Origin of the sequence: Xanthomonas sp. SI (assembly GCF_014236855.1) — a bacterium.
Taxonomy (GTDB): Bacteria; Pseudomonadota; Gammaproteobacteria; order Xanthomonadales; family Xanthomonadaceae; genus Xanthomonas_A.
In genome coordinates this window covers 4,902,758-4,928,220 of record NZ_CP051261.1, presented here as the reverse complement: position 1 = coordinate 4,928,220, position 25,463 = coordinate 4,902,758, and the positions used below count along the sequence as shown (strand labels likewise).

Sequence of the window (25,463 nt, the reverse complement as noted above, 5' to 3'; positions counted from 1 at the left end):
GGATAGGGAGTGACTGAATGAAGTTGTACGTTCCACTTGTCGCATCCGCGCTCGTGTACATCGTGGCGTTGTTCCTGCCGGCGTTGCACGGCGGTGGATCGCATGTCGTTGGTTTTGTCCTGCTGGTGCTGGGCTGGGTGCAAAGCCATCACGGCGAGTGCTACGCCTGGTTCGCCAATCCGGTCTTCTTTGCCGGATTTTTCGCGTTCGCGTTGCGCAGGTTCAAGGTGGCCCTTTGCTGTGCGGCATTGGCTTGCCTGATCGGCCTGGACACCTTCCGCGCCACGGTGTTCTCGCTCAATGAGGCCGGCAACGACGTTGCGATCGAGCATGTGGGCGCGGCGTTTTATGTGTGGCAGCTGAGCTTCATTGTCCTGCTCCTCGCCTCCATCCGCATGATGTCGATCGGCAGATCGCCGACGCCGAGTGGCGATGCAGCGTGAGCAGGGCTCAGCGTCTCAAAGGGCGTCTAGCGTGACAAAAAATCCTTTCGCATCCACTACGCGTGGCAAAGCTAGTAATCCGAGTTGATTCGTAGGCACAGGACATGCGACGCAAAGTGCTGCAGGACATCGCCAACACCCTCTGCCAGATGATGGTGGGTTGGCGCATGGGCGACGACTATGAAGGGATGGCCGAGCTTCCAGATGGAACGCTCTACTTCGATCTCCTGGAGAGGACGGCCACGCATAGCGCCGGCTATAGCCCGACTCTGTGGATAGCGGGTGAGTTGAGTGCATGGCTGGAGCACAGACTGGGCGTCGAGAAGATCGACCGTAGCGAACTGGTACACGCAAAGCTCGAACTCCGCTATGAGACGAGTCGCATAAGAACGAATCGGAAGCAGGTCGTCTCGTTCGATTTCGAGTGTCGCTCGTCGCTCCGAACCGACGAGGTGGAGTACCGTGGAAGCGTCGTCGACCGCCATGCCTACCACCAGCGCCTAGCGTCCAGTCCATTTTCCAAACGCGCGACCGACGGCGTTGCTTAAAAGGCGATCGCCGGCAGCGGCAAGCGCGGCACTATCTACGATCTTTATGCGCTGTCCGAACAGATCGGCGTGTCGTCTCGGTATTGGTTGGTGGACGATCTGCCGGTTCGGCACCGTCCAGCGATCTCGATCTGTGCGGTACGTCTTTCGAAGGGCTGCCGGCGCTGAAGTATCGCGGCGTGTTCGCGCCAGCGCATCGCGGTTCGCCTTCCACCGCGCAGGCCGGGCAGGGCAACGCGCCCCGCCCGACGTGCAAGCGCAGCGCGCCGGGACTATTCCAGCTCCTGGTTGTCCACGCCGCGTTCGACCGGGTAGACCGTGGCCGGCGGGGTGGTGGAGCGCATCAGTTTCAGCGGTAGCGCGCTCTGCTGGCAGAGATTGCCGCCGCTGACGAACACGCCGTCCTGGGTGCACTTCCAGTCGTAGAAGTTGGCGATGCCGCCGGCCAGCTGCAGGCTGAAGTCGGTGCTCTGGGCCGCGGCGTCGAACGGCGTGCCGGCCGCGTTGTTCTGGAACCAGCGCATCCATTCCTTGGAGCCGATCGGCGGGATCTTGCTGGCCGCCTGGAAGGTTGGGTTCATCGGCGAGAGCTGCGGCGATTCTGCAGTCATGTGGCAGCTCAGGCAGGAGCTGATCGGGTTGTCGACCGGACCGTTGAGGCGGCCGTTCCAGCCCAGGTGGGTCGCCGGCAGTTCGGGCCTGGCATTGATCGCCGACTGCAGGATGGCGGGATTGATCCGGGTCTGGGTCGGCTGCTTGTTGGTGTAGTCGTTGCCGGTATTCTGCGGGTCGTTGCCCCACATCACCCCGACCGGTACCAGGTTCTGCCAGCTGGGCTTGCCGCTGACCGCGCCGTTGTACTGGAAGGTGCCGAAGATCCAGCCGCTGCCGGGAATGCGGCTGTCGCGCACGGCGAAGTCCATCTGGATCAGCGCCACCTGCTTGAGCGTTCTGTCTGCCGAACTGAAGCTGTTGGTGACGTACGCCGTCCACAGCACCGGGTTCTGCAGGAACGGCACCTGGCTTCTGTCCACGTCGGCGAACAGCGCCTTGCACACCACGGTGCCGTCGCGGAAGCTGTTGGGCTTGGAGGTGAAACTGGGATCGGGATTCTGCGGATCCTTCCACACCTGGCCGAAGGTATAGCCGCCGATGTCGTTGTAGATGCCCACCGCGAAGGTCTGCCCGGTAGTGAGCTGGGTCGGTGCCAGCTGCTTTACCTGGATCTGCGCTTCCTTGGTGAGGCCATGCACGCCTTCGCGGCCGAGCGGTCCGTAGTGCTGCCACGGCGCGTGGTACCAACGCCGGACCTTGTTGTTCTGCACGTACCAGTCGCTTTCCACGTTGCCTTCCAGGCAATAGGTTTTCACCGCGTCCACGTAGCTGCGCCAGGTCTCGAAGTTGTTGCTCAGCGGCTTGGGCAACTTCTGGAAGAACGCTGGCGGCGGTCCGCTGGGCGCTTGCTGCGGAAAGTCCTGGCTGAGCTGGAACACTGGTCCCTTGTAGCTCTGTGGCGGCGCGTAGCCGAAGTCCGGAAACTTGCCGGCGGTCGCGGTGCCGCTGGCGAGCGCCAGCGCGACTGCGGCGGCGATGATGCGCAGATGAGGCAGGTGCATGGTGTACTCCCTGTTGTGTGCGTCGGTCCCACGCGGACGTGGCCTGCGTGCATTAGGTGTCCGGACTCTCCCCGGCCCCGGACCGGCCACACGACCGCGCCGACGGCACGGTCGAGAATGCACAGCCCGTTGCGCGAGGACGTGCCTTGCGCCGGGCGCACCGGCCCGCGCTGCGGGCATGCACGCCCGCAACCGCGGCGACGGCTGTGTCGAGATTGAGTGGTTCGGGCAGCTGCACACCGCCGCGGCGCGTGCGCGCCTGGCTGCGGCGATGGGCAGCGCTCTGCGACGCTGCGCTTACGGGATCGAAGAAGAAATATCCATGTCGCTCTCCTGACCGGCGGGTGAAGGCAACTGCTGTGTGATCGTCCCAAGTGCATCGAGCGCAGGGGGAATACGCCGGCATGGCAGGCAGCATCGGGGGACGAATGCTGCGGGGCGGGCGGTGACGCTGCCGCGCGGGTGCCAGGTGACGCGTCATGCGCTGCGTGCGCGGCGATCGCGCGATCCGCAGCGTTGCTCGACGCTTCGACTCTAGCCGATCGATCCGGCACAAGTAGTAGACAGTTGTGCTGCCGGGCAGGCGCTGGGATGCCTACCGCAGCCGGGGTCGGGGATGCGCTCGGGCATGGCCGCAGGTCGGGAGGTCGTTCGTCTGCCCCGCCAGCGTGGCTGGTCTCGGCCAGTACCCGCCGCTGCACTTTGAAGAAGTGGCAAAGCGGTTCGCCGGCGTCGAAGCGCAAGCGACCGGAACGGGTGAGCTGCCAGTTCAGTGTGGATGCGAACCCACTCGGGCAGTGCCAGCCGGCCGGCATGCATCGGTCGCGGTCGCCGGCAGCGGCGGTCGCATTACCCTGGCAGAATCGGGATGCGCCACCGTCGGCGCTGCGCGAGGGGGCGCCGCATGTCTGCTGCCGAGCGGCCGCCAATGTCCGTGCCGGGACGCGCCAGGGAAGTGCTGGGCGTGTTCCTGCGCCTGGGGCTGACCAGTTTCGGCGGCCCGCTCGCGCACCTGGGCTACTTCCGCGAGGAATTCGTGCGCCGCCGCCGCTGGCTGGACGAGTCCAGCTTCGCGCAGTTGCTGTCGCTGTGCCAGGTGCTGCCCGGCCCGACCAGCAGCCAGCTCGGCGTCGCGATCGGCTGGCAGCGCGCAGGCTGGCGCGGGGCGTTGGCGGCGTTCGTGGGCTTCACCCTGCCGTCGGCGCTGCTGATGTTCGCGCTGGCGCTGTCTGCGCCGCGATGGCTGCTGCATCCGCTCGGTGCGGAATTGCTGCACGGGCTCAAGCTGGTCGCGGTGGTGGTGGTCGCGCATGGCGTGTACGCGATGGCACGCACGCTGACGCCCGACCTGCGGCGGCTGCTGCTGGCGGTGGCGGCCGCGGCGCTGGTGCTTGCGCTCGATCGCGCCTGGGGCCAGCCGCTGGCGATCGGGCTGGGAGCGCTGGCCGGGATCGCCTGGTGCCGGCCGCCGCCGGTGCCGATGACGGCGGCCGCGCCGCGGCGCTGGCGCCGCGATGTGGGACTGTGCTGTGCGCTGGCGTTCGGCGGATTGCTGCTGGCGGCGCTGTGGGTCTCTTCAAGCAACGCCGCGATACCGACGCCGGCGCCGCTCGCTGCGGCGTTCTACCGCGCCGGGGCGCTGGTGTTCGGTGGCGGTCACGTGGTGCTGCCGTTGCTGCAGCGCGAACTGGTCGCCAGCGGGTGGATGTCCGCGGACACCTTCCTTGCCGGCTACGGCGCGGCACAGGCGATGCCGGGTCCGATGTTCGCGCTGGCCGCCTACCTGGGGGCCAGCGCCGGAAGCGGCATCGTTCCGGGCGCGGCGGCGATGCTGGCGCTGGCGGCATTGTTCGCGCCGGGCCTGCTCGCGTTGGGCGCGGCGTTGCCGCTGTGGCAGGCGCTGGCGGGGCGCCGATCGGTGGCGCGGGCGCTGGCGGGCATCAACGCCGCGGTCGTCGGCGTGCTGGCCGCGGCGCTGTACGAACCGCTGTGGCGCGACGGCATCCGCAGCCCGCCGGATCTGCTGGTGGTGGCGCTGGGCCTGATCCTGATGGCACGCCTGCAGCGCCCGGCGCTGTGGGTCGTGGCATGGTGTGCGGTGGCGGCGCTCGGCTTCGGTGCGTTGGGGCGCTAGGCGCCGCCGCCGATGGCCGCAACCGGACATCGTTTGCGTTGTTGTCGGCGGTAAGCGGGAATGCGATTTCTCTTTGGGGAGAGGGGCCATGCGTACGCACGGAACGTTGATCAAGTGGGACGATGAGCGGGGCTTCGGCTTCGTGCGCTCGGCTCATGGCGATGCCGAGATAGTCGTGCACATCGCGGCGTTTCCGCACGACGGCGTGCGTCCGCGGCTCGGCGAGTTGATTTCGTTCGATCTGGAAAAGGATGCGGAAGGACGGCCACGCGCGGTGCGGGTGATGCGCCCCGGCCGCGCACCGACCACGCCGGCGCGCCGCGCCGCGGCTGATGCGCATTCCGGCAGCGTGTTCGGCCGCGTGCTCGCCGTGCTGCTGGTGATCGGCATCGGCGCCTATGCGTATTCGGTGATTGCACCGCGCTTCGCGGCCACGCCGCCACCGACACCGAGCGCAGCCACCTCACCCACTTCCAGTGCACCGGCCACAGCGCCCCCCGCGGCGGCGGCATCCGCTCAGCACTTCCAGTGCGACGGGCGCACTCACTGCGCACAGATGACTTCCTGCGAGGAGGCAACCTATTTCCTGCGTAACTGCCCCGGCGTGCAGATGGATGGCAACCACGACGGCGTGCCGTGCGAACGGCAGTGGTGCCATTAGCGTGCGACGGGTGCGGAATACACCGCGGACCATGCGTACCCGGGGCGATGCGCGCGTCTCCGGACAGTGGCGTTGACGCGCATGCTTGCGCGCCCACACACTCGCCGCTGCAACTGCGGCGCCTGCGCCACGACTAGGAAGATGGGATGAGTTACGACCTGGCGGTATTCGACATGGAGGCAGTACCGCGAGAGCGCGCGCAGTTCCTGGCCTGGTACGACACCCAGACCGAATGGGGCGAGGAGCACGGCTACGACGATCCGGCAGTGAGCTCGGCGCCACTGCGCGCATGGTTCCTCGACATCATCGCTGCGTTTCCGCCGATGAACGGCCCGCTGGCCGCAGACGACATCGACGAAGACGCTGGACGTGCCACCGACTACAGCGTCGGCCGTTCGCTCATCTATGTGGCATTCGCCTGGTCGCAGGCGCAAGACGCGCACGCCACCGTGTTCGGCCTGGCCGCCAAGCATGGCGTGGGCTTCTTCGATGCCAGCTCCGAGCTGGGCGAAGTCTGGTGGCCGGATGGTCAGGGCGCGCTTACGCTCGCCCATACGGAGTAGCCGCTTCGCTGCATCGGTCCAACACCCGCTACAGGGTGCCGTTCTTCCCGAAGGACACTTTCTGGCCGGTCTTGTGCCCGTCCCTTTTGTGACTGTCCTGGCTGCGCATCCAGGCGCGGCAACTGCACGATTCGCCGCGTCGCCGGACGTCTATGGAAAGCCACTTCGTGCGTGGCGTCATTCCGGCGCCGGCTGGCCCGGCTGCGGATCTTCGGGCTGCGCACGGGTGAACGGCGCCAACCGCAACTTGACCCGATGCTCGACCCCGGCCGGGCACTGCCCCGGCGCCGGGCCGCGGAAATAGCTGCGCTGCCAGCCTTCGCGCTTGGCCTCTGGATCGTCTTGCTCCAGGTCGTGCAGGAACTGGCCGCGGCTGCGCATCCAGGCCTGGTAGTCGCACTCCAGTTCCGGGGTCTGCGACAGCGGTTGCCAGCGCGGTTCGGTCTCGGCGAGCACCCGCCGCTGCACCGGGAAGAAGTGGCAGAACGGTTCGCCGGCGTCGAAGCGCACGCGGCCGGGGCGGGTGAACTGCCAGTTCATGGTGAAGGTGTAAGGACTCCAGTCGGTCTCGATCAGGCCGGTCAGCCCGGCGATGCCGTCCTTGGGTCGGTTGACCGGCGCGGTCACGTACAGGTCCATGCCTGGCTCGGTGCGGAACAGGCATGGCACGTGGAAGGTGAGCACACCGTAGCCGAAATGGCTGACCGCCGGCGCGAGGCTGCCGGCATCGGCGTGGATGCGGATGGCGTCGAGCGCGTTGCCGCCGTTCCATTCGGCCTCGAACCCGCTTTGGCACAGCAGCTCCCAGCCGTGCGCGTTGGCGATATCCAGCGGCAGGCAGCGGTAGGCGTAGCGCTGGTCGGTGCGGTCCATCCACGGCCGCTCGCGCGGCGCCGGACGCACGTCTAGGGTGTGGCCGTCGAGAACGTGGGCGGTGAGTTTCATGGCTGCAGACTTGGCGGAGGGCGTGCGCCGAGTGTGACGCGTCGGCGCACGCCTGGCGACCGTGCGCGGCGGCCGCATTGCGCTCGCTGCGGTTGGCCGTGGCTGGTCGCGGTCGTACGCATCGCAGTGCGATCGTGCGCGGTCGATGGCGCGACGCAGGTTGTGCCTGTTTTGCGAAGCGTGCGCAGTGCGCGGCGCCGACCCGCGCTCAGTCCGCCTCGAACTCCAGCAGCGCCACGCCGTCGCCGACCAGCTCGCCCTCGCGCACGCGGTAGCCATGCACCACGCCGTCGGCGGGGGCCTGCAGGGTGTGCTCCATCTTCATCGCCTCCAGCACCAGCAACGGGGTGCCGCGCGCCACGCGGGTGCCGGGCGCGACCAGCAGCGCGACGACGCGGCCGGGCATCGGCGCGGTCAGCCCGCCGGCCTCGGCGATCGGCTGGTCGGCCTCGGCGACCGGGTCGTGCAGGTCGAACAGGTGCGCCTGGCCGGCGACGAACAGATGCAGGCGGCTGCCGGCGAACACCGCGTCGGCGTGCACGCGCTGCACATCGAGCTGCGCCTGCAGGCGTTGGTCCTGCAGGCTGCCGGTGGCGAGAAGCACGGCATCGGTGGCGCTGTCGTGGATGCGCCAGCCCGCGTCGGTCGCCGCCGCGCGCAGCGTGCGGCGCGCCTCGCCGTGTTGCAGGATCAGGTTGCGCGGCGCGGGTTCGCCCAGGCGCCAGCCGTCGCGCAGGTCCCAGGGCGAATGCGGGTCGCCCGGTTGCGCGGCGTCGGCGCGGTCGCGCAGCAGCCAGGCCAGCGCGGCCAGCGTCCAGGTCGGCTCGGCGGTAACCGGCGCGGTCTCGAACAGCGCGGCATGCTCGCGCTCGATCAGTGCGGTATCCAGATCGGCCTGTGCGAACGCCGTGGTGCCGATCAGGCGTTGCAGGAACGCGGCATTGGTGGCCACGCCGACCACCTGGCACGCCGCCAGCGCCGCCTGCATGCGCCGCAGCGCGCGTTCGCGGGTCTCGTCCCAGACGATCAGCTTGGCGATCATCGGGTCGTAGTGCGTACTGATGACGTCGCCCTGTTCGACGCCGGCATCGACGCGGGTATGGGCGTCCGCCGCCGGCAGGCGCAGATGCTGCAACGTGCCGGTCGAAGGCAGGAAGCCGCGCGCCGGATCCTCGGCGTACAGCCGCGCCTCCAGCGCATGGCCGCGGATCGCCAGTTCGTGCTGGCGCCTGGGCAGCGGCTGGCCGGCGGCCACGCGCAGCTGCCACTCGACCAGGTCGGTGCCGGTGATGCATTCGGTGACCGGGTGTTCCACCTGCAGCCGCGTGTTCATTTCCATGAAGTAGAACGCGCCGTCGGGCGCGACGATGAACTCCACCGTGCCGGCGCCGATATAGCCGACCGCGCGCGCGGCTTCCACCGCGGCCTGGCCCATCGCGGCGCGGCGTTCGCCGCTCATGCCCGGCGCCGGCGCTTCCTCCAGCACCTTCTGGTGGCGGCGCTGCACCGAGCAATCGCGTTCGAACAGGTAGGCCAGTTCGCCATGCGTATCGCCGAACACCTGGATCTCGATATGCCGCGGGCGCAGCACGTATTTCTCCACCAGCACATGCGCGTTGCCGAACGCGGCCTGCGCTTCGCGCTGGCAGGCGGCCAGGGCGGCGACGAAGTCCTCGTTGCGATCGACCCGGCGCATGCCCTTGCCGCCGCCGCCGGCGCTGGCCTTGATCAGCACCGGATAGCCGATGGCGTCGGCCTGGTCGCGCAGGAACTCCGGCTCCTGGCGTTCGCCGTGGTAGCCCGGGGTCAGCGGCACGCCGGCGGCGTGCATCAGCGCCTTGGCCGCGCTCTTGTCGCCCATGGCGCGGATCGCCGCCGGCGGCGGGCCGATGAACACGATGCCGCGCGCGGCGCAGGCCTCGGCGAAGTCGGCGTTTTCGGACAGGAAGCCGTAGCCGGGGTGGATCGCCTGGGCGCCGCTTGCCTGGGCGGCGTCGAGGATGCGTTCGCTGCGCAGGTAGCTGTCGCGCGCGGGTGCGGCGCCGATGTGGATGGCTTCGTCGGCCAGGCGCACGTGGTGGGCGTCGCGGTCGGCATCGGAGTAGACGGCGACGCTGGCGATGCCGAGTTTGCGGCAGGTGGCGATCACGCGGCAGGCGATCTCGCCGCGATTGGCGATCAGGATCTTGTCGAACATCGGCAGGTCGGGCGTGGCCATGGTCAGTTGCCTGGAAAAGGGGTGTCGTGTCTTGCAGTTGCAGTTGCAGTTGCTATTGCTGTTGCTTTGGCTGTCGCTGTTGCCATTGCTTTTGCTTTTGACTTACCGGGTTCCCTTCCGCAGCGGCGGCCATGGCGGGGAAAAACCCGAAGGGCGGCGCACAAGGATGTGCGCCGTTCGCGGCAGGGGCAGGATGCCCCTTCCGCGAATCCCCGGTATGGACGCGGACCCGGAGCGCGCAGCGCGGAGGGCGCAAGGCAGGGCGCGCTTTCTTTTGGTTACTTTTCTTTGCGCGAGCAAAGAAAAGTGACTCGCCGCAAGGCGAAAGCCTTTGCCTTTGCCTCTGCCGTTGTCTTGGTTCTGGCGCTGGGATTTTGAAGCTTTGGAGCAAGAGCAAGAGCAACAGCTTCCGCTGGCGCGGGTCACTTTTCTTTGCTTGTGCAAAGAAAAGTAACCAAAAGAAAGCACACCCCGCAGCGCGCCCTCCGCGCTGCGCGCTCCAGGTCCGCAGCCCCGACGGGCATTTTTCGATGGCACATCCATGTGCCAACGAAAAACGTCGCGCATCCTGCGCGCCGCCCTTCGGGTATTCGCCCGCCGGGTCTGCCGCGCTGAGGGGACCCGGTAGATCAAAAGCAAAGCGAAGGCGACAGCAACAGCAGAGGCAATAGCAACAGCGGAGCTGTCGGCCACGGTTGGTGGGACGGTCGACGACCGCCGCGCGTGCAAAGCAGGGCGCCCGCGCCCGCTCACATCCGGAACACCCCGAACCGGGTCGGTTCCGCCGGCGCGTTCAACGCCGCCGACAGGCCCAGGCCCAGCACCCGCCGCGTCTGCGCCGGATCGATGATGCCGTCGTCCCACAGCCGCGCACTCGCGTAGTACGGATGGCCCTGGCGCTCGAACTGCTCGCGGATCGGCGTCTTGAAGGCAACTTCGTCCTCGGCCGACCAGGCGCCGCCCTTGGCCTCGAGGCCGTCGCGGCGCACCGTCGCCAGCACGCTCGCGGCCTGTTCACCGCCCATCACCCCGATCCGCGCGTTCGGCCACATCCACAGGAAATTCGGCGAATACGCGCGGCCGCACATGCCGTAGTTGCCGGCGCCGAACGAACCGCCGATCACCACCGTGAATTTGGGCACCTTCGCGCAGGCCACCGCCATCACCAGCTTGGCCCCGTCCTTGGCGATGCCGCCGTGCTCGTACTTGCGCCCGACCATGAAGCCGGTGATGTTCTGCAGGAACACCAGCGGGATGCCGCGCTGCGCGCACAGTTCGATGAAGTGCGCGCCCTTCAGCGCCGACTCGGAGAACAGGATGCCGTTGTTGGCGATGATGCCGACCGGGTAGCCGTGCAGGTGCGCGAAGCCGGTGACCAGGGTGGTGCCGTAGCGCGCCTTGAACTCGTCCAGGCGCGAGCCGTCGACCACCCGCGCGATCACCTCGCGCACGTCGAACGGCTTGCGTGGGTCGGCCGGGATCACCCCGTACAGTTCCTCGGCCGGATACAGCGGCGGCTCCGGCGCGCGCAACGCCAGCGCCGGCTCGGGCTTGCGCCAGTTGAGCTGGGCCACGATCGCGCGCACCCGGGCCAGCGCCTGCAGGTCGTTATCGGCGAAATGGTCGGCCACGCCGGAGATGCGCGTGTGCACGTCGGCGCCGCCCAGCTCCTCGGCGCTGACCTCCTCGCCGGTGGCCGCCTTCACCAGCGGCGGGCCGCCGAGGAAGATCGTGCCCTGCTCGCGCACGATCACCGTCTCGTCGCTCATCGCCGGCACATAGGCGCCGCCGGCGGTGCACGAGCCCATCACGCAGGCGATCTGGGCAATGCCCTGCGCCGACAGGTTGGCCTGGTTGTAGAAGATCCTGCCGAAATGGTCGCGGTCCGGGAACACCTCGTCCTGCAGCGGCAGGAACGCGCCGCCGGAATCGACCAGGTAGATGCACGGCAGCCGGTTCTGCTGCGCGATTTCTTGCGCGCGCAGATGCTTCTTCACCGTCATCGGGTAATAGGTGCCGCCCTTGACCGTTGCGTCGTTGGCGACGATCACGCATTCCACGCCGGACACGCGGCCGATGCCGGCGACCACGCCGGCGCAGGGTACCTCGTCGGCATACAGGCCCAGTGCGGCGAGCGGGGCGATCTCCAGGAAAGCGCTGCCCGGGTCGAGCAGCGCGTCGATGCGCTCGCGCGCCAGCAGCTTGCCGCGCGCCTGGTGCTTGGCGCGCGCCGCGGCGCTGCCGCCCTGGGCGATGCGCGCCTGGGTCTGCTGCAGGTCGTCGACTACCGCGCGCAGCGCCGCGACGTTGGCGGCGAAGGCGTCGCCGCCGGGTTGCAACTGGGTCTGGATCACGCTCATGGCAGGGCCATCGAAAAGGAGGAAAAGAGATTCCGTGTAGGAGCGGCTTCAGCCGCGACGCCTTACCGGGAGCGTGTCGCGGCTGAAGCCGCTCCTACATGAAGCGCATCATCACTTGGTCCGCTCGAACAATTCGCGGCCGATCAGCATGCGGCGGATTTCCGAGGTGCCGGCGCCGATCTCGTACAGCTTGGCGTCGCGCCATAGGCGGCCGGTCGGGTAGTCGTTGATGTAGCCGTTGCCGCCGAGCACCTGGATCGCCTGGCCGGTGAGCCAGGTCGCCTTCTCGGCCGCGTACAGGATCGCGCCGGCCGCGTCCTGGCGGGTGGTGCGGCCGGCGTCGCAGGCGCGCGCCACTGCATACACGTAGGCGCGGCAGGCGTTGAGGCCCACGTACATGTCGGCCAGCTTGCCCTGCATCAGCTGGAAGCTGCCGATCGCCTCGCCGAACTGGCGGCGCTCGTGCACGTACGGCATCACCACGTCCATCGCCGCGGCCATCAGCCCCAGCGGGCCGCCGGACAGCACCAGCCGCTCGTAGTCCAGGCCCGACATCAGCACGCGCACGCCGCCACCGACGCTGCCGAGCACGTTCTCCACCGGCACCTCGCAGTCCTGGAATACCAGTTCGCAGGTGTTGGAGCCGCGCATGCCGAGCTTGTCCAGCTTCTGCGCGGTGCTGAAGCCGGGCATGCCCTTCTCGACCAGGAACGCGGTGATGCCGCGCGCGCCGCCGGCCGGGTCGGTCTTGGCGTAGACCACCAGCACGTCTGCATCGGGGCCGTTGGTGATCCACATCTTGTTGCCGTTGAGCACGTAGCGGTCGCCGCGCAGCTCGGCGCGCAGCTTCATCGAGACCACGTCCGAACCGGCGCCCGGCTCGCTCATCGCCAGCGCGCCGACATGCTCGCCGCTGCACAGCTTGGGCAGGTAGCGCGCCTTCTGCGCGGCGCTGCCGTTCTTGCGCAGCTGGTTCACGCACAGGTTCGAATGCGCGCCGTAGGACAGACCGATCGCGCCGGAGGCGCGCGAGATCTCCTCCATCGCCACCACGTGCGCCAGGTAGCCCATCGCGCTGCCGCCGTACTCCTCTTCCACGGTCAGGCCGAGCAGGCCCTGCTCGCCGAGCTTGCGCCACAGCGGCGCCGGGAACGCATTGTCGCGGTCGGCCTGTTCGGCCAGCGGCGCGATCTCGCGCGCGGCGAAGGCGGCCACCGTGTCGCGCAGCAGGTCGATGTCCTCGCCCAGTTCGAAATTCAACGACGGCATCAGCATGGCGGGCTCCGGAGGCGGGCGTGCGGCAGACGGGGCGCCTAGAATCCAGGCGGCGCCGGGGAATGGGCGCCAGCGTAGCCGGGAACTGCGAAGAAGTGAACAATAATTCATTAATTGAACCTAGAATCACCCATGGCCTACAAACGCTCCGCCCTGATGGAAGAACGCCTTGCCGGCAACCGCCAGCGGATCCTGCTGGCGGCGCGGCGGCTGGTTGCGGCCGGCGGCTTCCGCGGCGCGCCGGTGACCGCGGTGGCGGCCGAGGCGGGGGTGTCCACCGGGCTGATCTACCGCCATTTCCCGTCCAAGGCCGAGCTGTTCGTGGAAGTGCTGACCGCGGCGGTGGACTACGAACTGGCGATCCTGCGCGGCATCGCCGCCGAGCCGGCGCCGGCGACGCAGCGCCTGCGCGCGGCGATCGCCTCGTTCGTGCGCCGCGCGCTGGCCGGGCCTGGGCTGGCCTACGCCTTCATCGCCGAACCGGTTGAGCCGGAGGTGGATGCCGAGCGCATCCGCTGCCGGCGCCTGTTCGGCGATCTGTTCAAGGGCATCCTCGCCGACGGCGTGGCCGCGGGCGAATTCCCGGCGCAGGACCTGGACGCGGCCGCGGCCTGCCTGGTCGGCGCCTACACCGAAGCCCTGGTCGGCCCGACCGCGCCCAGCCGCGACGGCCCGCGCGACAGCGACCGCCTGGTCGAGGCGGTGTGCGGTTTCTGCCTGCGCGCGGTCGGCAGCGCACAGGCGGGGTAGGACGTTTTGCGCGGCCACGTTGTTCCAATCTCTGCGCAGCGTGGCTCCGGCGGCCGGCGGAATGCGCGAGAGGGGTGGCGGCGCAGCGATGCCGTCGTCATGGCGTGCGACCGGCGAGGCACCAGGAAAGCCGGGCGCGGGGCAAAACTGCTGCGATGCAGCATGCATCGTCTGCGATTGGCCGCATCGCCGGACTGCCGTGCGCGGCAAACGCTGGCTATACTCGGCCGCGTAGCGGTGGTCCGGTCACCACGTGCCAAAGGGGTGTGATGTGCGGAATTACGACCTCGAATTTCTCAAGCGGTTCTCGATGGTGATCGGCCTGTTGGCCGTCATCACCCTCGGGCTGATCGCGTTCGCGGCCTATTTGCAGCGGGCGATCCCGCCCGAGGTGTCGCCGGTGGCGCTCAAGCGCACCGAGGAACGCATCGCGCCGGCGGGCGCGGTGTATGCCGGCAGCACCGGCGCTGCGGCGCAGGCCGCCGCGCAGGCGGCGGCGCTGGCCAAGGCCTCGGCGCAGGTCGCCTACGGCGGCACCACCGACGGCAAGGTGATCTTCAATAACCTGTGCACCGCCTGCCACACCACCGGTGTCGGCAAGGCGCCGACCCTGGACCATTCACACTGGGATGCGCGCATCGCGCAGGGCAAGGACACGCTGTACAAGCACGCGATCGAGGGCTACACCGGCCCCGACGGCGGGATCATGCCGCCCAAGGGCGGCAATCCGGCGCTCAGCGAAGCGCAGGTCCACGCCACGGTGGATTGGATGCTGTCCAATCTGAAGTAACCCCCGCAGCCTGCGGGTTTTTCCAGCGCCGCCTCCGGGCGGCGCGTTCGTATTCGATGCCGGCCTGTGCCGGCGAGCTAAGGAGAGTGATCGTATGCGCCTGTTGCCCCCGATGTTGTCGTTGCTGCTGGTTGCCGGCGCGCCCGCCGCGCAGGCGTTGACGCCGCCGCAGATGGTGCCGATCGGGCAGCTGCGGCCGGCCGACGGCGCGCAGGGCGTGGTGTTCGAAGGCGTGGTCACCGCGCGCGTGCAGGCCGGCGGCGACGCCTATCTGGTGCAGGACGCCGGCGATGGCGATCCGCTCACCGCCGACGCGCTGCTGGTGCAGGGCGATGCCGACGCCACGCTGGTCCCGGGCGACCGGGTGCGGGTCTGGGGCGAACTGGCGCCGCTGCGCGCGGCCAGCCTGGCATCCGCGGGCACGCCGTTCGCCGGGCGCAGCGTGCGCGCCGCCGGGCACACCGTACTGGCGCGCGCGCAGCCGCTGCCGCTGCAGGTGCTCGACGCCGCACCGGCCGACTGGTCGGCGCTGGCCGGCATGCGCGTGCGCATCGATGCGCCGCTGACCGTGGTCGATACCGATGCGCTGGCCAAGGCCGGCGAACTCGGCGTCGCCTTCGGCGGACGCCTGTGGCAACCCTCCGAAATCGCCGCGCCGGGCAGCGCCGAACTGGCCGCGGCGAACGCCGACAACGCGCGGCGTTTGCTGCTGCTGGGCGAAGCCGGCGCGCATGCGCCCGACAGCCTGCCTGCCTACCTGGGCAGCGGCGAAGCCGCCGTAGCGCCGCGCGCCGGCACCACGCTGCAGGGTGTGGAAGGCATTGTCGGCGGCGTGGTCGAGGGCGCGGCGCGGCTGTATCCGACCGCGCCGCTGCAGCTGACCCCGCCGCCGGCACCGCCGCCGCCGCAGGTCGCCGGCACGCTGCGCGTGGCCGCGTTCAACCTGGAGAACTTCTTCAACGGCGACGGCCGCGGCGGCGGCTTCCCGACCCTGCGCGGGGCGCGCACCGCGGCCGAATTCCAGGCGCAGCTGGCCAAGCTGGTCGCCACCATCCGCCCGCTGCAGGCCGACGTCGCCGCGCTGATGGAACTGGAGAACGACGGCTACGGGCCGACCTCGGCGATCGCCACGCTGGTGACCGCGCTCAATGCCGGCGATGGCGGCGACTGGCATTTCGTCGATGCCGGGCGCGGCCCGGGCGATAACCCGATCCGGGTCGGCCTGATCTACCGCGCCTCGCGGGTCAGCCCGGTCGGCAAGCCGGCGGTGCTGGAAGGCGGCCCGTTCGCCGCGCACAGCCGGGTGCCGCTGGCGCAGGCGTTCCGCCGCGGCAACGGGCAGCCGTTCGTGGTCGTGGCCAACCACTTCAAGTCCAAGGGCTGCGGCGATGCGGCCGCCGACGATGCCGACCGCGGCGACGGCCAGGGCTGCTGGAACGCCACCCGCACCGAATCGGCGCGGCGCCTGGATGCGTGGCTGCGTACCGATCCCACCGGCAGCGGCAGCACCACCAGCGTGCTGCTCGGCGACTTCAACGCCTACGCGATGGAAGACCCGCTGCGCCTGCTGCGCGACGCCGGCTGGGGCGATGCGCTGGCGCTGGCGCACGTCGAACAGCCTTACAGCTTCATCTACAGGGGCCTGAGCGGCCGCCTGGACCACGCCCTGCTGAGCCCGGCACTGGCACCGCTGCTGCGCGGCGCCGCCGAATGGCACATCAACGCCGACTCGCCCGACGCCGACGGCTACCGCGAACGCAACCTGCCGGGCCCGTGGCGCAGCTCCGATCACGACCCGCTGCTGCTCGGCTTTGAGCTTTGAGGGCCGGGATTTGGGATTTGGGATTCGTTGAAGCGGAGGGCCGCGATCTGCGCCGAGTGCGGCTGCGTTTAGCGGGGCTTTCGGAATAGCGGACTGCGCTGCCGGGTCGGTCCTGATGCGCAAGGAGATGCGCGATCTTCCCGATCGCGAATCCCCGCTTTTGCGAATCCCGAATCCCGAATTCCCAATCCCCGCTATCGGTGCCGATGCCCATTGCGCCGCCAGTTCCACAGGTGCGCGCTCGCCAGCAGCAGGCTGCCGGCCACCGTGACCGGGGTTTCGGCCTGCGCGCTGGGAAACCCGATCGCGCCGGCCAGCAGGCCGCACAGGCCCAGCACGGCCATCGTCCACAGCGGCCACGGCAACGGCCGCTGCCGCTGTGCGCGCCATAGCGCCAGCCCGGCCAGCGGCAGCGCGATCGCCACGAACAGCCCATGCACCCATTCGGCCTGCGCCCACACGCCGAACAGCGGCAGGGCCGCGGCCAGCAGCGGCAGCGCCAGGCAATGCAGCAGGCATAGCCCGGACAGGAGCACGGCGGAGACATCGAAGAACGGCTGAGGCAGGGATTTCATGGGCGGCGATTCCGGCGTTGAAGTGTTATATAGTAACATTTCTCCCGCCACGTCCAAGCCGCCATGCCAATGCCCGCCGTGCTCGACCGCCGCCTCCCCGTCACCGTCCTGTCCGGCTTCCTCGGCGCCGGCAAGACCACCTTGCTCAATCGCGTGCTGCGCAACCGCGACGGCCGCCGCGTGGCGGTGATCGTCAACGACATGAGCGAGATCAATATCGATGCGGCGCTGATCCGCGACGGCGGCGCCGCGCTCAGCCGCACCGAGGAAACCCTGGTCGAGTTCAGCAACGGCTGCATCTGCTGCACGCTGCGCGAGGACCTGCGCCAGGAAGTGCAGCGCCTGGCCGACAGCGGCCGCTACGATTACCTGTTGATCGAATCCACCGGCATCTCCGAGCCGATGCCGGTCGCCGCCACGTTCGCGGTGCGCGACGAACACGGCCGCAGCCTGGCCGACGTGGCGCGGCTGGACACAATGCTCACCGTGGTCGATGGAGTGAGTTTCCTGCGCGATTTCGGCTCTGCCGAACGCCTGGCCGAACGTGGCCTGCAGGCCGGCGACGATGACGATCGCGGCCTGGTCAACCTGCTGGTGGAGCAGATCGAATTCGCCGACGTGATCGTGATCGGCAAATGCGATCTGGCCACCGCGGGCACGGTGGCGCGCACGCGCGCGGTGTTGCGCGCGCTCAACCGCGACGCGCGCATCGTCGAAGCCAGCCACGGCGACGTGCCATTGGACCTGGTGCTGGATACCGGCCGTTTCGATTTCGTGCGCGCGCAGCTGGCGCCGGGCTGGATGCAGGCATTGCGCGGCGAGCACGCGCCGGAAACCGAGCAGTTCGGCATCGGCAGCTTCGTCTACCGCGCGCAGCGCCCGTTCCATCCGTTGCGTTTCGCGCGGCTGGCGCAGAACGGCCTGCGCGACGTGGTCCGCAGCAAGGGCTTTTTCTGGTTGGCCAGCCGCATGGACTGGGTCGGCGAACTGTCGATCGCCGGCGCGGCCACCCAGACCAATGCCGCCGGCTTCTGGTACGCCGCGCGCGAACGTGTCGAACAGGGATTGCTGGACACGCCGCTGCCGTTGCCGCCGCGACCGCTGCCCTACACCGAACTGGGCTGGCAGCGGCAGCACAGCGCGTGCTGGAGCGCGCCGCCGCCGCGTGCCGATGAGGTGGGCGATCCGCGCGAATACGCGGCGTTGCGCGCGCTGTGGCACCCGCTGTGGGGCGACCGCCGCCAGGAGCTGGCGGTGATCGGCGTCGACCTGGACGAGGCGCGGGTGCGCGCCGAACTTGATGCCTGCCTGCTCGACGACGCGGAACTGGGCCGCGGGCCGGCGGCCTGGCAGGCGCTGGCCGATCCGTTCCCGGTGTGGCGGCGCTGAGGGGTTGCTGCGGCTGTCGGCGTTTCTGGTTCGCTTGCCTGTTCATTGGCTAAGAACCATCCCCACACGCAGGTCCCCGCGCTTCGTTTGTCGCGGCTGAAGCCGCTCCTACAGGGGCCGGACGCCTGATGGGTGCACTGTAGGAGCGGCTTCAGCCGCGACAGAATCCATGCCCGCACATACCACCGCTAACCGCGCGCACCAACCGCGATCAGCACGATCGCCAGCAGCGCCGCCAACAGGCCCGCACGGTTCCAGGCGCTGGTCTTCTCGCCGAAGGCCAGCACGCCGAGCAGCGCGCCCAGCACGATCACGCCCAGGTTCATCGCCGCGAACACCACCGCCGGGCTGTCCGGCAGCGCCTGGTGCGCGCGCACGTAAAACGCGATGTTGCCGAAGTTGAGCGTGCCCAGCAGCAGGCCGGCGCCCACGTTGCGCCAGGCCAATGGCGCGCTGCGGCGCAGGTGCCGCCACAGTTGCACGCCGAGCAGCAGCACGAAGGCGATCGCGAAGGCGACCAGCAGCGAGGCGGCGAACGGCGTGCCGGCCTGGGCGATGCGTTTGAGCAGCACGTCGATCGCAGCGAAGCCGGCCCACACCAGCAGCAGCCAGGGCGCGGCGCGCGCTGCGCCGGCCGGCGTCGGTCCGGGCCGGTGCACGATGCCGGCGATGGCCAGCAGGCCCAGCGCCAACCCGGCCAGCTTGTAGCCGTTGGCGCGCTCGCCGAACAGCGCGAAGGCGGCAGCCAGCGACAGCAGCAGCGATAACCGCTGTGCCGCGTCGGTGCGCACGATGCCGGCCAGCGCCACCGCGCGGCCCAGCACCAGGAACAGCGCCGGCAGCAGCAGCGCCAGCCCGAGCTGCGCTGCCCACGGCGCCTGCGCGCTGCGCAGCGTGGCCAAGGGCGGATGCAGCAGCGCCGCGCACAGCAGCGCCGCCGCCAGGTAGTTCCAGGTCACGGCCTGGGCCAGGTCGATGCGCCGCTGCGGCGCCAGCTTCAGCAATGCGGAGACCAGCACGCTGCACATCACACTCAGAAGAACGAACGCCACGCGCAAGGGATCCGGTCGGGGAAGAGAACGCTGCGTGCGCCTGGCCTGCATGTGGCCTGCACCCAGCCCCGCTATTATGAGCGCATGACCTCTCCCGCTTTCCCTACCGAATCCGGCGCGTTTACGCTGGACGGCCCCGCCGGCCCGATCGAGGCCGCGGTCGATCTGCCCGATGCCGAGACGGCCGCCTTGCCGGTCACCGCGATCGTCTGCCACCCGCTGTCCACCGAGGGCGGAACCATGCACAACAAGGTGGTGACGATGGTCGCGCGCGCGCTGCGCGAACTCGGCGTGCACGTGGTGCGCTTCAACTTCCGCAGCGTCGGCGCCTCCGCCGGCAGCTTCGACCATGGCGACGGCGAACAACAGGACCTGGCCGCGGTGGCGGAGTGGGTGCGCGCGCAACGCCCGCACGATGCGCTGTGGCTGGCCGGCTTCAGCTTCGGCGCCTACGTGTCGTTGCGCGCCAGCGCCGCGCTGCAGCCGCAGGCGCTGGTGTCGATTGCGCCGCCGGCCGGGCGCTGGGACTTCGCCGGCGTGGAACCGCCGCCGCAGTGGCTGCTGATCCAGGGCGATGCCGACGAGATCGTCGATCCGCAGGCCGTCTACGACTGGCTGGAGACGCTGGAGCAGCAGCCCGAGCTGGTGCGCATGCCCGACACCAGCCATTTCTTCCACCGCAAGCTGATCGACCTGCGCGGCGCCTTGCAGCACGGGGTCAAGGCATGGCTGCCGGCGAAGCAGGCGTGAGCGTGGTGCGTGGACGGGCGGCCGCACGGCCGCAGGCAGGGCGCTGCGCGGGCACGCGCCGATGAGCGCCGCCGCCACGCCTTCGCAACGCTACGCCGCCGGCGTGACGCGCGGCGACTGGCGCGACGACCCGGCGCAGCACGCCGCGCTGGCCGAACTGGACCGCATCCACGCCGCGATCGTGGACAGCGACCAGGACGGCTGGCTGGATCGCCTGGCCGCGTTCTGGAAGAAGCCCGAGCCGGTGCGCGGCCTGTATTTCTGGGGCGGCGTGGGCCGCGGCAAGACCTTCCTGGTCGATCTGTTCTACGACGGCCTGCCGATCGAACAGAAGTACCGCACCCACTTCCACCGTTTCATGCGCGGCGTGCACGAGCGCCTGCGCGAACACGCCGGGCAGAGCGATCCGCTGGCCAAGATCGCGCAGGAGTGGCGTACGCAATTGCGCGTGCTGGTGCTGGACGAATTCTTCGTCACCGATATCGGCGATGCGATGCTGCTGGCGCGGTTGCTGGAGCGCCTGTTCGCCGAGGGCGTGACCCTGGTCACTACCTCCAATACCGCGCCGCAGAACCTGTACCTCAACGGCCTGCAGCGCGAGAGCTTCCTGCCGGCGATCGCGCTGCTGCAGAAGTACTGCGTAGAGCTGTACGCCGAAGGCACCGAGGACTACCGCATGCGCGCGCTGACCCGCTCGCCGGTGTACCGCGCGCCGCTGGACGCGCAGTCCGACGCGTGGCTGGACGGGCGCTGGGGCGAACTCAGCGGGAATGAAGCCGCGCGCAGCGGCAACATCGTCATCGAGGCGCGCAAGATCCCGGTGCGCGGCCGCGGCAAGAGCATCGCCTGGTTCGATTTCGCCGCGCTGTGCGAAGGCCCGCGCGGACCCGCCGACTACATCGAGATCGCACGCGAGTTCAACACCGTGCTGCTCGGCGGCATCCCGCACTTCGACCGCATGAACGAAGACGCGGCGCGGCGTTTCGTCAACCTGATCGACGAACTGTACGACCGCCAGGTCAACCTGGTCTGCACCGCGCAGGATCCGCCGCCGCAGCTGTACAGCGGCGAGCGCCTGGCCGGCGCGTTCGAGCGCACCGCCTCGCGCCTGATCGAGATGCAGAGCGCCGAGTACCTGGCCACCGCGCACCGCGCCTGAGGGCGGTAGCGAGGCGATGGCCTTGGCGAGAGGGCTGCGGGCCATTTTGTCGCCATGCCTTCTTCTGGACGCCAACTTTGCGTGGACTCGGGTCCTAGCCCGCGAAGGTATGGCGCACACGGAGCGCTTGCCGCTTGCGTTCGTCGCGGCTGAAGCCGCTCCTACAGTGCACCCAGTCAGCCTGCCGCGGTTCCTGTAGGAGCGGCTTCAGCCGCGACAAACGGAGCAATCCGGCCGGCAGGCGCCGCATTTCGGTCTGGGCCGACGCTCGCAGCGGAAGAAACGGCGCACGGCGACCGGTTCGGTATGGAAAAGTGCTTGCAATTAAATAGCGCGCTATGTAAATTGCATCCATGCCGAAGAAGCGCACCCCTGCCGAGATCCCCAGCCGCGACGCGGCGCTGCAGTTGGATCAGCAGCTGTGCTTCGCGCTGTACTCGGCCAACCTGGCGATGCACAAGCTCTACCGCGGCCTGCTGAAGACGCTGGACCTGACCTATCCGCAGTACCTGGTGATGCTGGTGCTGTGGGAAGGGGATGCGCGTACGGTCGGGGCGATCGGCGAGCGCCTGTTCCTGGATTCGGCCACGCTGACGCCGCTACTGAAGCGCCTGCAGGCCAGCGGCCTGGTCACGCGCGAACGCTCGGCCGACGACGAACGCCAGGTCGTGGTGCGCCTGACCGCGGCCGGCCGCGCGTTGCGCAACAAGGCGGGCGCGGTGCCGGAGCAGGTGTTCTGCGCGGCGGCGTGCTCGCTGCAGGACCTGCGCCAGCTCAAGCAGCAACTGGAAACCTTGCGCGGCAACCTGGGCGGCGGCTGATGCCATCGCCACACAGCGGACATCGGAGCATGACGTTTCGTTAATTAAGTAGTGTGCTATTAAATAGCTGTCAATCAACCGGCGCGACGCGCCTCACCAGGAGCAACCACCATGGCCTCACCCGAAAAGATCCTCTACACCGCCCACGCCACCGCGACCGGCGGCCGCGAAGGCCGCGCCGTGTCCTCCGACAAGGCGCTGGACGTGAAGCTGTCCACTCCGCGCGAGCTGGGCGGCGCTGGCGGCGACGGCACCAATCCGGAGCAGCTGTTCGCGGCCGGCTATTCGGCCTGCTTCATCGGCGCGATGAAGGCGGTCGCGGCGCAGGACAAGCAGAAGCTGCCGGGCGAGGTCAGTATCGAAGGCAGCGTCGGCATCGGCCAGATCCCGGGCGGCTTCGGTATCGCAGTGGAGCTGCGCATCGCGGTGCCGGGCATGCCGCGCGAGGAGCTGCAGGCGCTGGTCGACAAGGCGCACCAGGTCTGCCCGTACTCCAACGCGACCCGCGGCAACATCGACGTGAATCTGGTCGTCCTCGACTGATCGATGCGGCTTGTCCTAAGACCCCGTCGCGCGACTGCGCGGCGGGGTTTTTGCTGTCTGCCATGCGGAATGGCCCGAGCCGTCATGGCGCATGCGCTGCGATGGCATCGAGAGCAATGGCCGCAGTTGGTCGGCCAAGAACGAGACGGCCTTCAAGACGCCGATCCGCGAACAATTCGAACAACGAGGCCATCCGTACTACGCGAGCGTACGGTTTTGCGATGACGTCACCATCGATCCGGTGCAAACGTAGCGGTTACTGGAATTGGGTTATCGGCAGCGCTGAACAGGCCGGCCAAGATCCGGTTCGGGTATTTCGGAGGTGAGCGAGCGCGATCGCTCTGCTTTGCACGCGCGGCGATCATTGACCATCCCACCGACCGTAGCTGCCAGCTCCGTTGTTGCTTCTGCTTTCGCTTTTGCTGTCGTCTTTGCTTTGCTTTTGATCTACCGGGTCCCCTCAGCGCGGCAGACCCGGCGGGCGAATACCCGAAGGGCGGCGCGCAGGATGCGCGACGTTTTTCGTTGGCACATGGATGTGCCATCGAAAAATGCCCGTTGGGGCTGCGGACCCGGAGCGCGTAGCGCGGAGGGCGCGCTGCGGGGTGTGCTTTCTTTTGGTTACTTTTCTTTGCACAAGCAAAGAAAAGTGACCCGCGCTAGCGGAAGCTGTTGCTCTTGCTTCAAAGCTTCAAGCTTTAAAGCTTGAAGCTCCAAAGCTCCAAGCTCCAAAGCTTCAAAATCTCAATGCCAGAGCCAAGGCAAGGGCAAAGCTTTCGCCTTGCGGCGAGTCACTTTTCTTTGCTCGCGCAAAGAAAAGTAACCAAAAGAAAGCGCGCCCTGCCTCGCGCCCTCCGCGCTGCGCGCTCCGGGTCCGCGTCCATACCGGGGATTCGCGGAAGGGGCATCCTGCCCCTGCCGCGAACGGCGCACATCCTTGTGCGCCGCCCTTCGGGTTTTTCCCCGCCATGGCCGCCGCTTCGGAAGGGAACCGGTAGGTCAAAAGCCAAAGCCAAAGCCCCAGCAACAGCCAGAGCAACAGCCAGAGCACCAGCAACGCCTCACGCGATGACGATGACAGCGCCGACGGCAGTGGCCCGGCGGTCTGGCGATAGCGATCGCATCGCCTTCGTACGAGACTTTTGCCGCACCCACAGCCACGGCGGCATTGCTGTGCTGCAGATTGAGACGGAACTGGGTCAATGTAATAGTGCGAAGACCATCACTTTTGCGTGCGCCATGCTCAGCTCCGCCTACAACGCCGATACCGTTGCCGCCTTCATTCAGGGCGCGCGCCGCCTGCTGGTCCTCACCGGCGCGGGCATGTCCGCCGAGAGCGGCGTGCCGACCTTCCGTGGCCAGGACGACAGCCTGTGGGCACGCTTCGATCCGCAGCAGCTGGCCACCGAAGAGGCGTGGCGGGCGGACCCCGCGCTGGTCTGGGGTTGGTACCGCTGGCGCATGGCGATCGTCGCCCAGGCGCAGCCGCACGCCGGACACCACGCGCTGGTGCGCCTGGCCGGACTGAAGAGCACCACCCTGGCGACCCAGAACGTGGACGACCTGCACCAGCGCGCCGGCAGCGAGGTCGCCGCGCATGTGCATGGGCGCTTGTCGGCGTTGCGCTGCGGCGACTGCAGCCAGACCTGGCACGGCCTGCTGCCGCCGATCGACGTACAGGCGCCGACCCAGCGCCTGGCGCCGCCGGTGTGCGCGGCCTGCGGCGGCGCGGTGCGTCCGGGTGTGGTGTGGTTCGGCGAGGCGCTGCCGGCCGCCGACTGGGCGCGTGCCGAGAGCGCTGCCGATGCGGCCGACCTGGTGCTGGTAATCGGCAGCTCCGGCCTGGTCTATCCGGCGGCCGGGCTGCCGCTGCGCGCCAAGGAGCGCGGCGCCTACGTGGTCGAAATCAACCCCGAGCCCAGTGGCCTGTCCTCGCGCGCCGACCTGCACTGGCGCGACAGTGCGGCGGTGGCCTTGCCGCTGTTGTTGCAGCGCTGGCCGGCGGGCTGAGGCCAGGCGCAGGCGATCCGCGCCGGCAAGCGATCAGCGCAACGAGCGCAGGAACGCGTCCACCGCGTCGGTATAGGCCGAGGGCAGGCCCAGGTCGTGGTTGATCTCGGCGTGGCTGCGGTCCTGCGGCAGCACCTCGACGCGAATCCGCCGCGCCGTCGCCTTGTCGGCCAGGTGCCGGGCCTGCGCGCAGGCGTCGGCGCGGCGGCTGGAACACACCGCCAGCAGCGGCGGCGCGGCGCTGCCCATCTGGTGATACGGCGAGGCGGCGATCCAGTCGCTGCGCTGGCTGCCGAAGGCGCGGTCGTACAGCGGCAGGTGCCGCGCCTGCATCACCTGCTCCACGTCCATTGCGGCGCTGTCCAGCGCCACGGTGGCCAGCGGCGCGTGCGCGCCGGCCTGCGCCAGCAGCGTCGGCGACAGGTCCAGCAGAGCCACCAGGTGCGCGCCGGCCGAGTGCCCCATCAACACCATCCTCGCGCCATCGGCGCCCCAGCCTGCGGCCAGCGCCTGCACCTTGGCCACCGCGAGGGCGACATCGCCGGCCTGTTGCAGCGGCGTGGCCTGCGGCAGCAGGCGGTAGTTCACCGACACCAGCGCGTAGCCCTGCGGCAACCAGTGCGCGACCTTGTTGGCGGCGACGCCGGGATTGTCCTTGTCGCCGTTCGCCCAGCCGCCGCCGTGCACCATCACGATCAGCGGCGCGTTGCGCGCATTGACGGGCAGGTAGACATCGAAACGTTGCGCTGGATCGGCGCCGTAGGCGACATCGCGCAGCACGCGCGCTCCCTCAGGCAACGGCGCGCGCGGCGCGGTGGCCGACTGCGCCAGACGCTCGCGCAGCCGTTCGCGCAGGCGGCCATCCTGCGCATGCAGCGCTGCGGCGTGCAGCGCGGTCAGCAGCAGGGTTACACCGAGCAAGATGCGGGCGAACGAGGTCATGAGCGGAGTCCTTGGAGGGCGCAGGCGTGGGCGGGGAGGGTGGCGCGATGCGTTGCCGATGCGATTGCGGCGCGCGCTGCGGCAGTGGTCGGTGCGG

23 protein-coding genes and 2 pseudogenes are annotated in these 25,463 nt (G+C 69.1%); 16 read left to right on the top strand and 9 right to left on the bottom strand.

Going from position 1 to position 25,463, the window contains the following annotated elements:
- The first annotated feature begins 17 nt into the window (after nt 1-17).
- Entirely contained in the window at nt 18-443 is a 426-nt protein-coding gene (locus tag HEP75_RS21000; RefSeq protein ID WP_185824816.1) for a hypothetical protein, read from the top strand.
- A 104-nt stretch (nt 444-547) separates the two neighbouring features.
- Nucleotides 548-991: a hypothetical protein gene (locus HEP75_RS20995; protein ID WP_185824815.1), complete on the top strand. Its 444-nt coding sequence runs from the start codon at nt 548-550 to the stop codon at nt 989-991.
- A gap of 272 nt (nt 992-1,263) precedes the next feature.
- Here HEP75_RS20995 and HEP75_RS20990 read toward each other — a convergent pair whose 3' ends face one another.
- Nucleotides 1,264-2,607, bottom strand: a complete 1,344-nt coding sequence (locus HEP75_RS20990; RefSeq protein ID WP_185824814.1) for a hypothetical protein — start codon at nt 2,605-2,607, stop codon at nt 1,264-1,266.
- 178 nt (nt 2,608-2,785) lie between these two features.
- Here HEP75_RS20990 and HEP75_RS20985 point away from each other — a divergent pair, with 178 nt between their 5' ends.
- The gene (locus HEP75_RS20985) at nt 2,786-2,944 is read left to right on the top strand and encodes a hypothetical protein (RefSeq protein ID WP_185824813.1); all 159 of its coding nucleotides are present in this window, start codon (nt 2,786-2,788) and stop codon (nt 2,942-2,944) included.
- A 389-nt stretch (nt 2,945-3,333) separates the two neighbouring features.
- Here HEP75_RS20985 and HEP75_RS22350 read toward each other — a convergent pair.
- A pseudogene (locus tag HEP75_RS22350) lies at nt 3,334-3,422 on the bottom strand (hypothetical protein); the annotation flags it as partial.
- 113 nt (nt 3,423-3,535) lie between these two features.
- On the opposite strand from HEP75_RS22350, the gene chrA reads away from it, so the two are divergent.
- The 3 genes from chrA to HEP75_RS20970 all read left to right on the top strand — a co-directional run bounded on the left by chrA (nt 3,536) and on the right by HEP75_RS20970 (nt 5,965).
- Nucleotides 3,536-4,741 (top strand): chromate efflux transporter, encoded by a 1,206-nt coding sequence (gene chrA, locus HEP75_RS20980; RefSeq protein ID WP_221899286.1) that lies wholly within the window; start codon nt 3,536-3,538, stop codon nt 4,739-4,741.
- Nucleotides 4,742-4,829: 88 nt separating this feature from the next.
- Nucleotides 4,830-5,402: an excalibur calcium-binding domain-containing protein gene (locus tag HEP75_RS20975; protein WP_185824811.1), complete on the top strand. Its 573-nt coding sequence runs from the start codon at nt 4,830-4,832 to the stop codon at nt 5,400-5,402.
- A 146-nt stretch (nt 5,403-5,548) separates the two neighbouring features.
- Nucleotides 5,549-5,965, top strand: coding sequence for a hypothetical protein (locus tag HEP75_RS20970; RefSeq protein WP_185824810.1), 417 nt, complete (start codon nt 5,549-5,551; stop codon nt 5,963-5,965).
- Nucleotides 5,966-6,142: 177 nt separating this feature from the next.
- Here the strand turns inward: HEP75_RS20970 and HEP75_RS20965 are convergent, their stop codons facing one another.
- The 4 genes from HEP75_RS20965 to HEP75_RS20950 all read right to left on the bottom strand — a co-directional run bounded on the left by HEP75_RS20965 (nt 6,143) and on the right by HEP75_RS20950 (nt 12,763).
- Nucleotides 6,143-6,910, bottom strand: coding sequence for a DUF6065 family protein (locus HEP75_RS20965; RefSeq protein ID WP_185824809.1), 768 nt, complete (start codon nt 6,908-6,910; stop codon nt 6,143-6,145).
- A gap of 208 nt (nt 6,911-7,118) precedes the next feature.
- Complete coding sequence (locus HEP75_RS20960) at nt 7,119-9,128, bottom strand: acetyl/propionyl/methylcrotonyl-CoA carboxylase subunit alpha (protein WP_185824808.1); 2,010 nt, start codon at nt 9,126-9,128, stop codon at nt 7,119-7,121.
- A gap of 749 nt (nt 9,129-9,877) precedes the next feature.
- Nucleotides 9,878-11,488 (bottom strand): carboxyl transferase domain-containing protein, encoded by a 1,611-nt coding sequence (locus HEP75_RS20955; protein ID WP_185824807.1) that lies wholly within the window; start codon nt 11,486-11,488, stop codon nt 9,878-9,880.
- Between the two features lie 111 nt (nt 11,489-11,599).
- A complete protein-coding gene (locus HEP75_RS20950; protein ID WP_185824806.1) occupies nt 11,600-12,763 on the bottom strand; it encodes an isovaleryl-CoA dehydrogenase in 1,164 nt (387 codons plus the stop codon).
- 132 nt (nt 12,764-12,895) lie between these two features.
- Here HEP75_RS20950 and HEP75_RS20945 point away from each other — a divergent pair, with 132 nt between their 5' ends.
- The 3 genes from HEP75_RS20945 (at nt 12,896) to HEP75_RS20935 (ending at nt 16,125) form a co-directional block, all read left to right on the top strand.
- Nucleotides 12,896-13,513, top strand: coding sequence for a TetR/AcrR family transcriptional regulator (locus tag HEP75_RS20945; RefSeq protein ID WP_185821439.1), 618 nt, complete (start codon nt 12,896-12,898; stop codon nt 13,511-13,513).
- A gap of 271 nt (nt 13,514-13,784) precedes the next feature.
- On the top strand, nt 13,785-14,303 hold the full coding sequence (locus HEP75_RS20940; protein WP_185824805.1) for a c-type cytochrome: 519 nt from the start codon (nt 13,785-13,787) through the stop codon (nt 14,301-14,303).
- A gap of 94 nt (nt 14,304-14,397) precedes the next feature.
- Nucleotides 14,398-16,125, top strand: a complete 1,728-nt coding sequence (locus tag HEP75_RS20935) for an ExeM/NucH family extracellular endonuclease (RefSeq protein ID WP_185824804.1) — start codon at nt 14,398-14,400, stop codon at nt 16,123-16,125.
- A 194-nt stretch (nt 16,126-16,319) separates the two neighbouring features.
- Here HEP75_RS20935 and HEP75_RS20930 read toward each other — a convergent pair whose 3' ends face one another.
- Nucleotides 16,320-16,700 (bottom strand): MerC domain-containing protein, encoded by a 381-nt coding sequence (locus tag HEP75_RS20930; protein WP_185824803.1) that lies wholly within the window; start codon nt 16,698-16,700, stop codon nt 16,320-16,322.
- A 63-nt stretch (nt 16,701-16,763) separates the two neighbouring features.
- Here HEP75_RS20930 and HEP75_RS20925 point away from each other — a divergent pair, with 63 nt between their 5' ends.
- Nucleotides 16,764-18,089 (top strand): GTP-binding protein, encoded by a 1,326-nt coding sequence (locus HEP75_RS20925; RefSeq protein ID WP_185824802.1) that lies wholly within the window; start codon nt 16,764-16,766, stop codon nt 18,087-18,089.
- Between the two features lie 188 nt (nt 18,090-18,277).
- Here HEP75_RS20925 and HEP75_RS20920 read toward each other — a convergent pair whose 3' ends face one another.
- Complete coding sequence (locus HEP75_RS20920; protein ID WP_185824801.1) at nt 18,278-19,141, bottom strand: EamA/RhaT family transporter; 864 nt, start codon at nt 19,139-19,141, stop codon at nt 18,278-18,280.
- A gap of 84 nt (nt 19,142-19,225) precedes the next feature.
- Here HEP75_RS20920 and HEP75_RS20915 point away from each other — a divergent pair, with 84 nt between their 5' ends.
- The 6 genes and pseudogenes from HEP75_RS20915 (at nt 19,226) to HEP75_RS20895 (ending at nt 24,424) form a co-directional block, all read left to right on the top strand.
- A complete protein-coding gene (locus HEP75_RS20915; RefSeq protein ID WP_185824800.1) occupies nt 19,226-19,891 on the top strand; it encodes an alpha/beta family hydrolase in 666 nt (221 codons plus the stop codon).
- Nucleotides 19,892-19,952: 61 nt separating this feature from the next.
- Complete coding sequence (zapE, locus tag HEP75_RS20910) at nt 19,953-21,050, top strand: cell division protein ZapE (protein ID WP_185824799.1); 1,098 nt, start codon at nt 19,953-19,955, stop codon at nt 21,048-21,050.
- A gap of 353 nt (nt 21,051-21,403) precedes the next feature.
- Nucleotides 21,404-21,871: a MarR family transcriptional regulator gene (locus tag HEP75_RS20905; protein ID WP_185821432.1), complete on the top strand. Its 468-nt coding sequence runs from the start codon at nt 21,404-21,406 to the stop codon at nt 21,869-21,871.
- A gap of 111 nt (nt 21,872-21,982) precedes the next feature.
- Complete coding sequence (locus HEP75_RS20900) at nt 21,983-22,414, top strand: organic hydroperoxide resistance protein (protein ID WP_145703847.1); 432 nt, start codon at nt 21,983-21,985, stop codon at nt 22,412-22,414.
- 91 nt (nt 22,415-22,505) lie between these two features.
- Nucleotides 22,506-22,708 (top strand): annotated as a pseudogene (locus HEP75_RS22345) (methylcrotonoyl-CoA carboxylase); the annotation flags it as partial.
- Nucleotides 22,709-23,653: 945 nt separating this feature from the next.
- The gene (locus tag HEP75_RS20895) at nt 23,654-24,424 is read left to right on the top strand and encodes an NAD-dependent deacylase (RefSeq protein ID WP_185824798.1); all 771 of its coding nucleotides are present in this window, start codon (nt 23,654-23,656) and stop codon (nt 24,422-24,424) included.
- Nucleotides 24,425-24,457: 33 nt separating this feature from the next.
- Here HEP75_RS20895 and HEP75_RS20890 read toward each other — a convergent pair whose 3' ends face one another.
- Nucleotides 24,458-25,366: an alpha/beta hydrolase gene (locus HEP75_RS20890; protein ID WP_185824797.1), complete on the bottom strand. Its 909-nt coding sequence runs from the start codon at nt 25,364-25,366 to the stop codon at nt 24,458-24,460.
- Between the last annotated feature and the right edge of the window lie 97 nt (nt 25,367-25,463).

What these genes read in the sequence shown, in the direction of transcription:
- HEP75_RS20970 (WP_185824810.1), top strand. Translation starts at nt 5,549, where the DNA reads ATGAGTTACGACCTGGCGGTATTCGACATGGAGGCAGTACCGCGAGAG.
- HEP75_RS20930 (WP_185824803.1), bottom strand. Translation starts at nt 16,700, where the DNA reads ATGAAATCCCTGCCTCAGCCGTTCTTCGATGTCTCCGCCGTGCTCCTG.
- HEP75_RS20945 (WP_185821439.1), top strand. Translation starts at nt 12,896, where the DNA reads ATGGCCTACAAACGCTCCGCCCTGATGGAAGAACGCCTTGCCGGCAAC.
- HEP75_RS20995 (WP_185824815.1), top strand. Translation starts at nt 548, where the DNA reads ATGCGACGCAAAGTGCTGCAGGACATCGCCAACACCCTCTGCCAGATG.
- HEP75_RS20890 (WP_185824797.1), bottom strand. Translation starts at nt 25,366, where the DNA reads ATGACCTCGTTCGCCCGCATCTTGCTCGGTGTAACCCTGCTGCTGACC.
- HEP75_RS20965 (WP_185824809.1), bottom strand. Translation starts at nt 6,910, where the DNA reads ATGAAACTCACCGCCCACGTTCTCGACGGCCACACCCTAGACGTGCGT.
- HEP75_RS20975 (WP_185824811.1), top strand. Translation starts at nt 4,830, where the DNA reads ATGCGTACGCACGGAACGTTGATCAAGTGGGACGATGAGCGGGGCTTC.
- zapE (WP_185824799.1), top strand. Translation starts at nt 19,953, where the DNA reads ATGAGCGCCGCCGCCACGCCTTCGCAACGCTACGCCGCCGGCGTGACG.
- HEP75_RS20925 (WP_185824802.1), top strand. Translation starts at nt 16,764, where the DNA reads ATGCCAATGCCCGCCGTGCTCGACCGCCGCCTCCCCGTCACCGTCCTG.
- HEP75_RS20985 (WP_185824813.1), top strand. Translation starts at nt 2,786, where the DNA reads ATGCACGCCCGCAACCGCGGCGACGGCTGTGTCGAGATTGAGTGGTTC.
- HEP75_RS20935 (WP_185824804.1), top strand. Translation starts at nt 14,398, where the DNA reads ATGCGCCTGTTGCCCCCGATGTTGTCGTTGCTGCTGGTTGCCGGCGCG.
- HEP75_RS20900 (WP_145703847.1), top strand. Translation starts at nt 21,983, where the DNA reads ATGGCCTCACCCGAAAAGATCCTCTACACCGCCCACGCCACCGCGACC.
- HEP75_RS21000 (WP_185824816.1), top strand. Translation starts at nt 18, where the DNA reads ATGAAGTTGTACGTTCCACTTGTCGCATCCGCGCTCGTGTACATCGTG.
- HEP75_RS20905 (WP_185821432.1), top strand. Translation starts at nt 21,404, where the DNA reads ATGCCGAAGAAGCGCACCCCTGCCGAGATCCCCAGCCGCGACGCGGCG.
- HEP75_RS20960 (WP_185824808.1), bottom strand. Translation starts at nt 9,128, where the DNA reads ATGGCCACGCCCGACCTGCCGATGTTCGACAAGATCCTGATCGCCAAT.
- HEP75_RS20895 (WP_185824798.1), top strand. Translation starts at nt 23,654, where the DNA reads ATGCTCAGCTCCGCCTACAACGCCGATACCGTTGCCGCCTTCATTCAG.
- HEP75_RS20950 (WP_185824806.1), bottom strand. Translation starts at nt 12,763, where the DNA reads ATGCTGATGCCGTCGTTGAATTTCGAACTGGGCGAGGACATCGACCTG.
- HEP75_RS20955 (WP_185824807.1), bottom strand. Translation starts at nt 11,488, where the DNA reads ATGAGCGTGATCCAGACCCAGTTGCAACCCGGCGGCGACGCCTTCGCC.
- HEP75_RS20990 (WP_185824814.1), bottom strand. Translation starts at nt 2,607, where the DNA reads ATGCACCTGCCTCATCTGCGCATCATCGCCGCCGCAGTCGCGCTGGCG.
- chrA (WP_221899286.1), top strand. Translation starts at nt 3,536, where the DNA reads ATGTCCGTGCCGGGACGCGCCAGGGAAGTGCTGGGCGTGTTCCTGCGC.
- HEP75_RS20915 (WP_185824800.1), top strand. Translation starts at nt 19,226, where the DNA reads ATGACCTCTCCCGCTTTCCCTACCGAATCCGGCGCGTTTACGCTGGAC.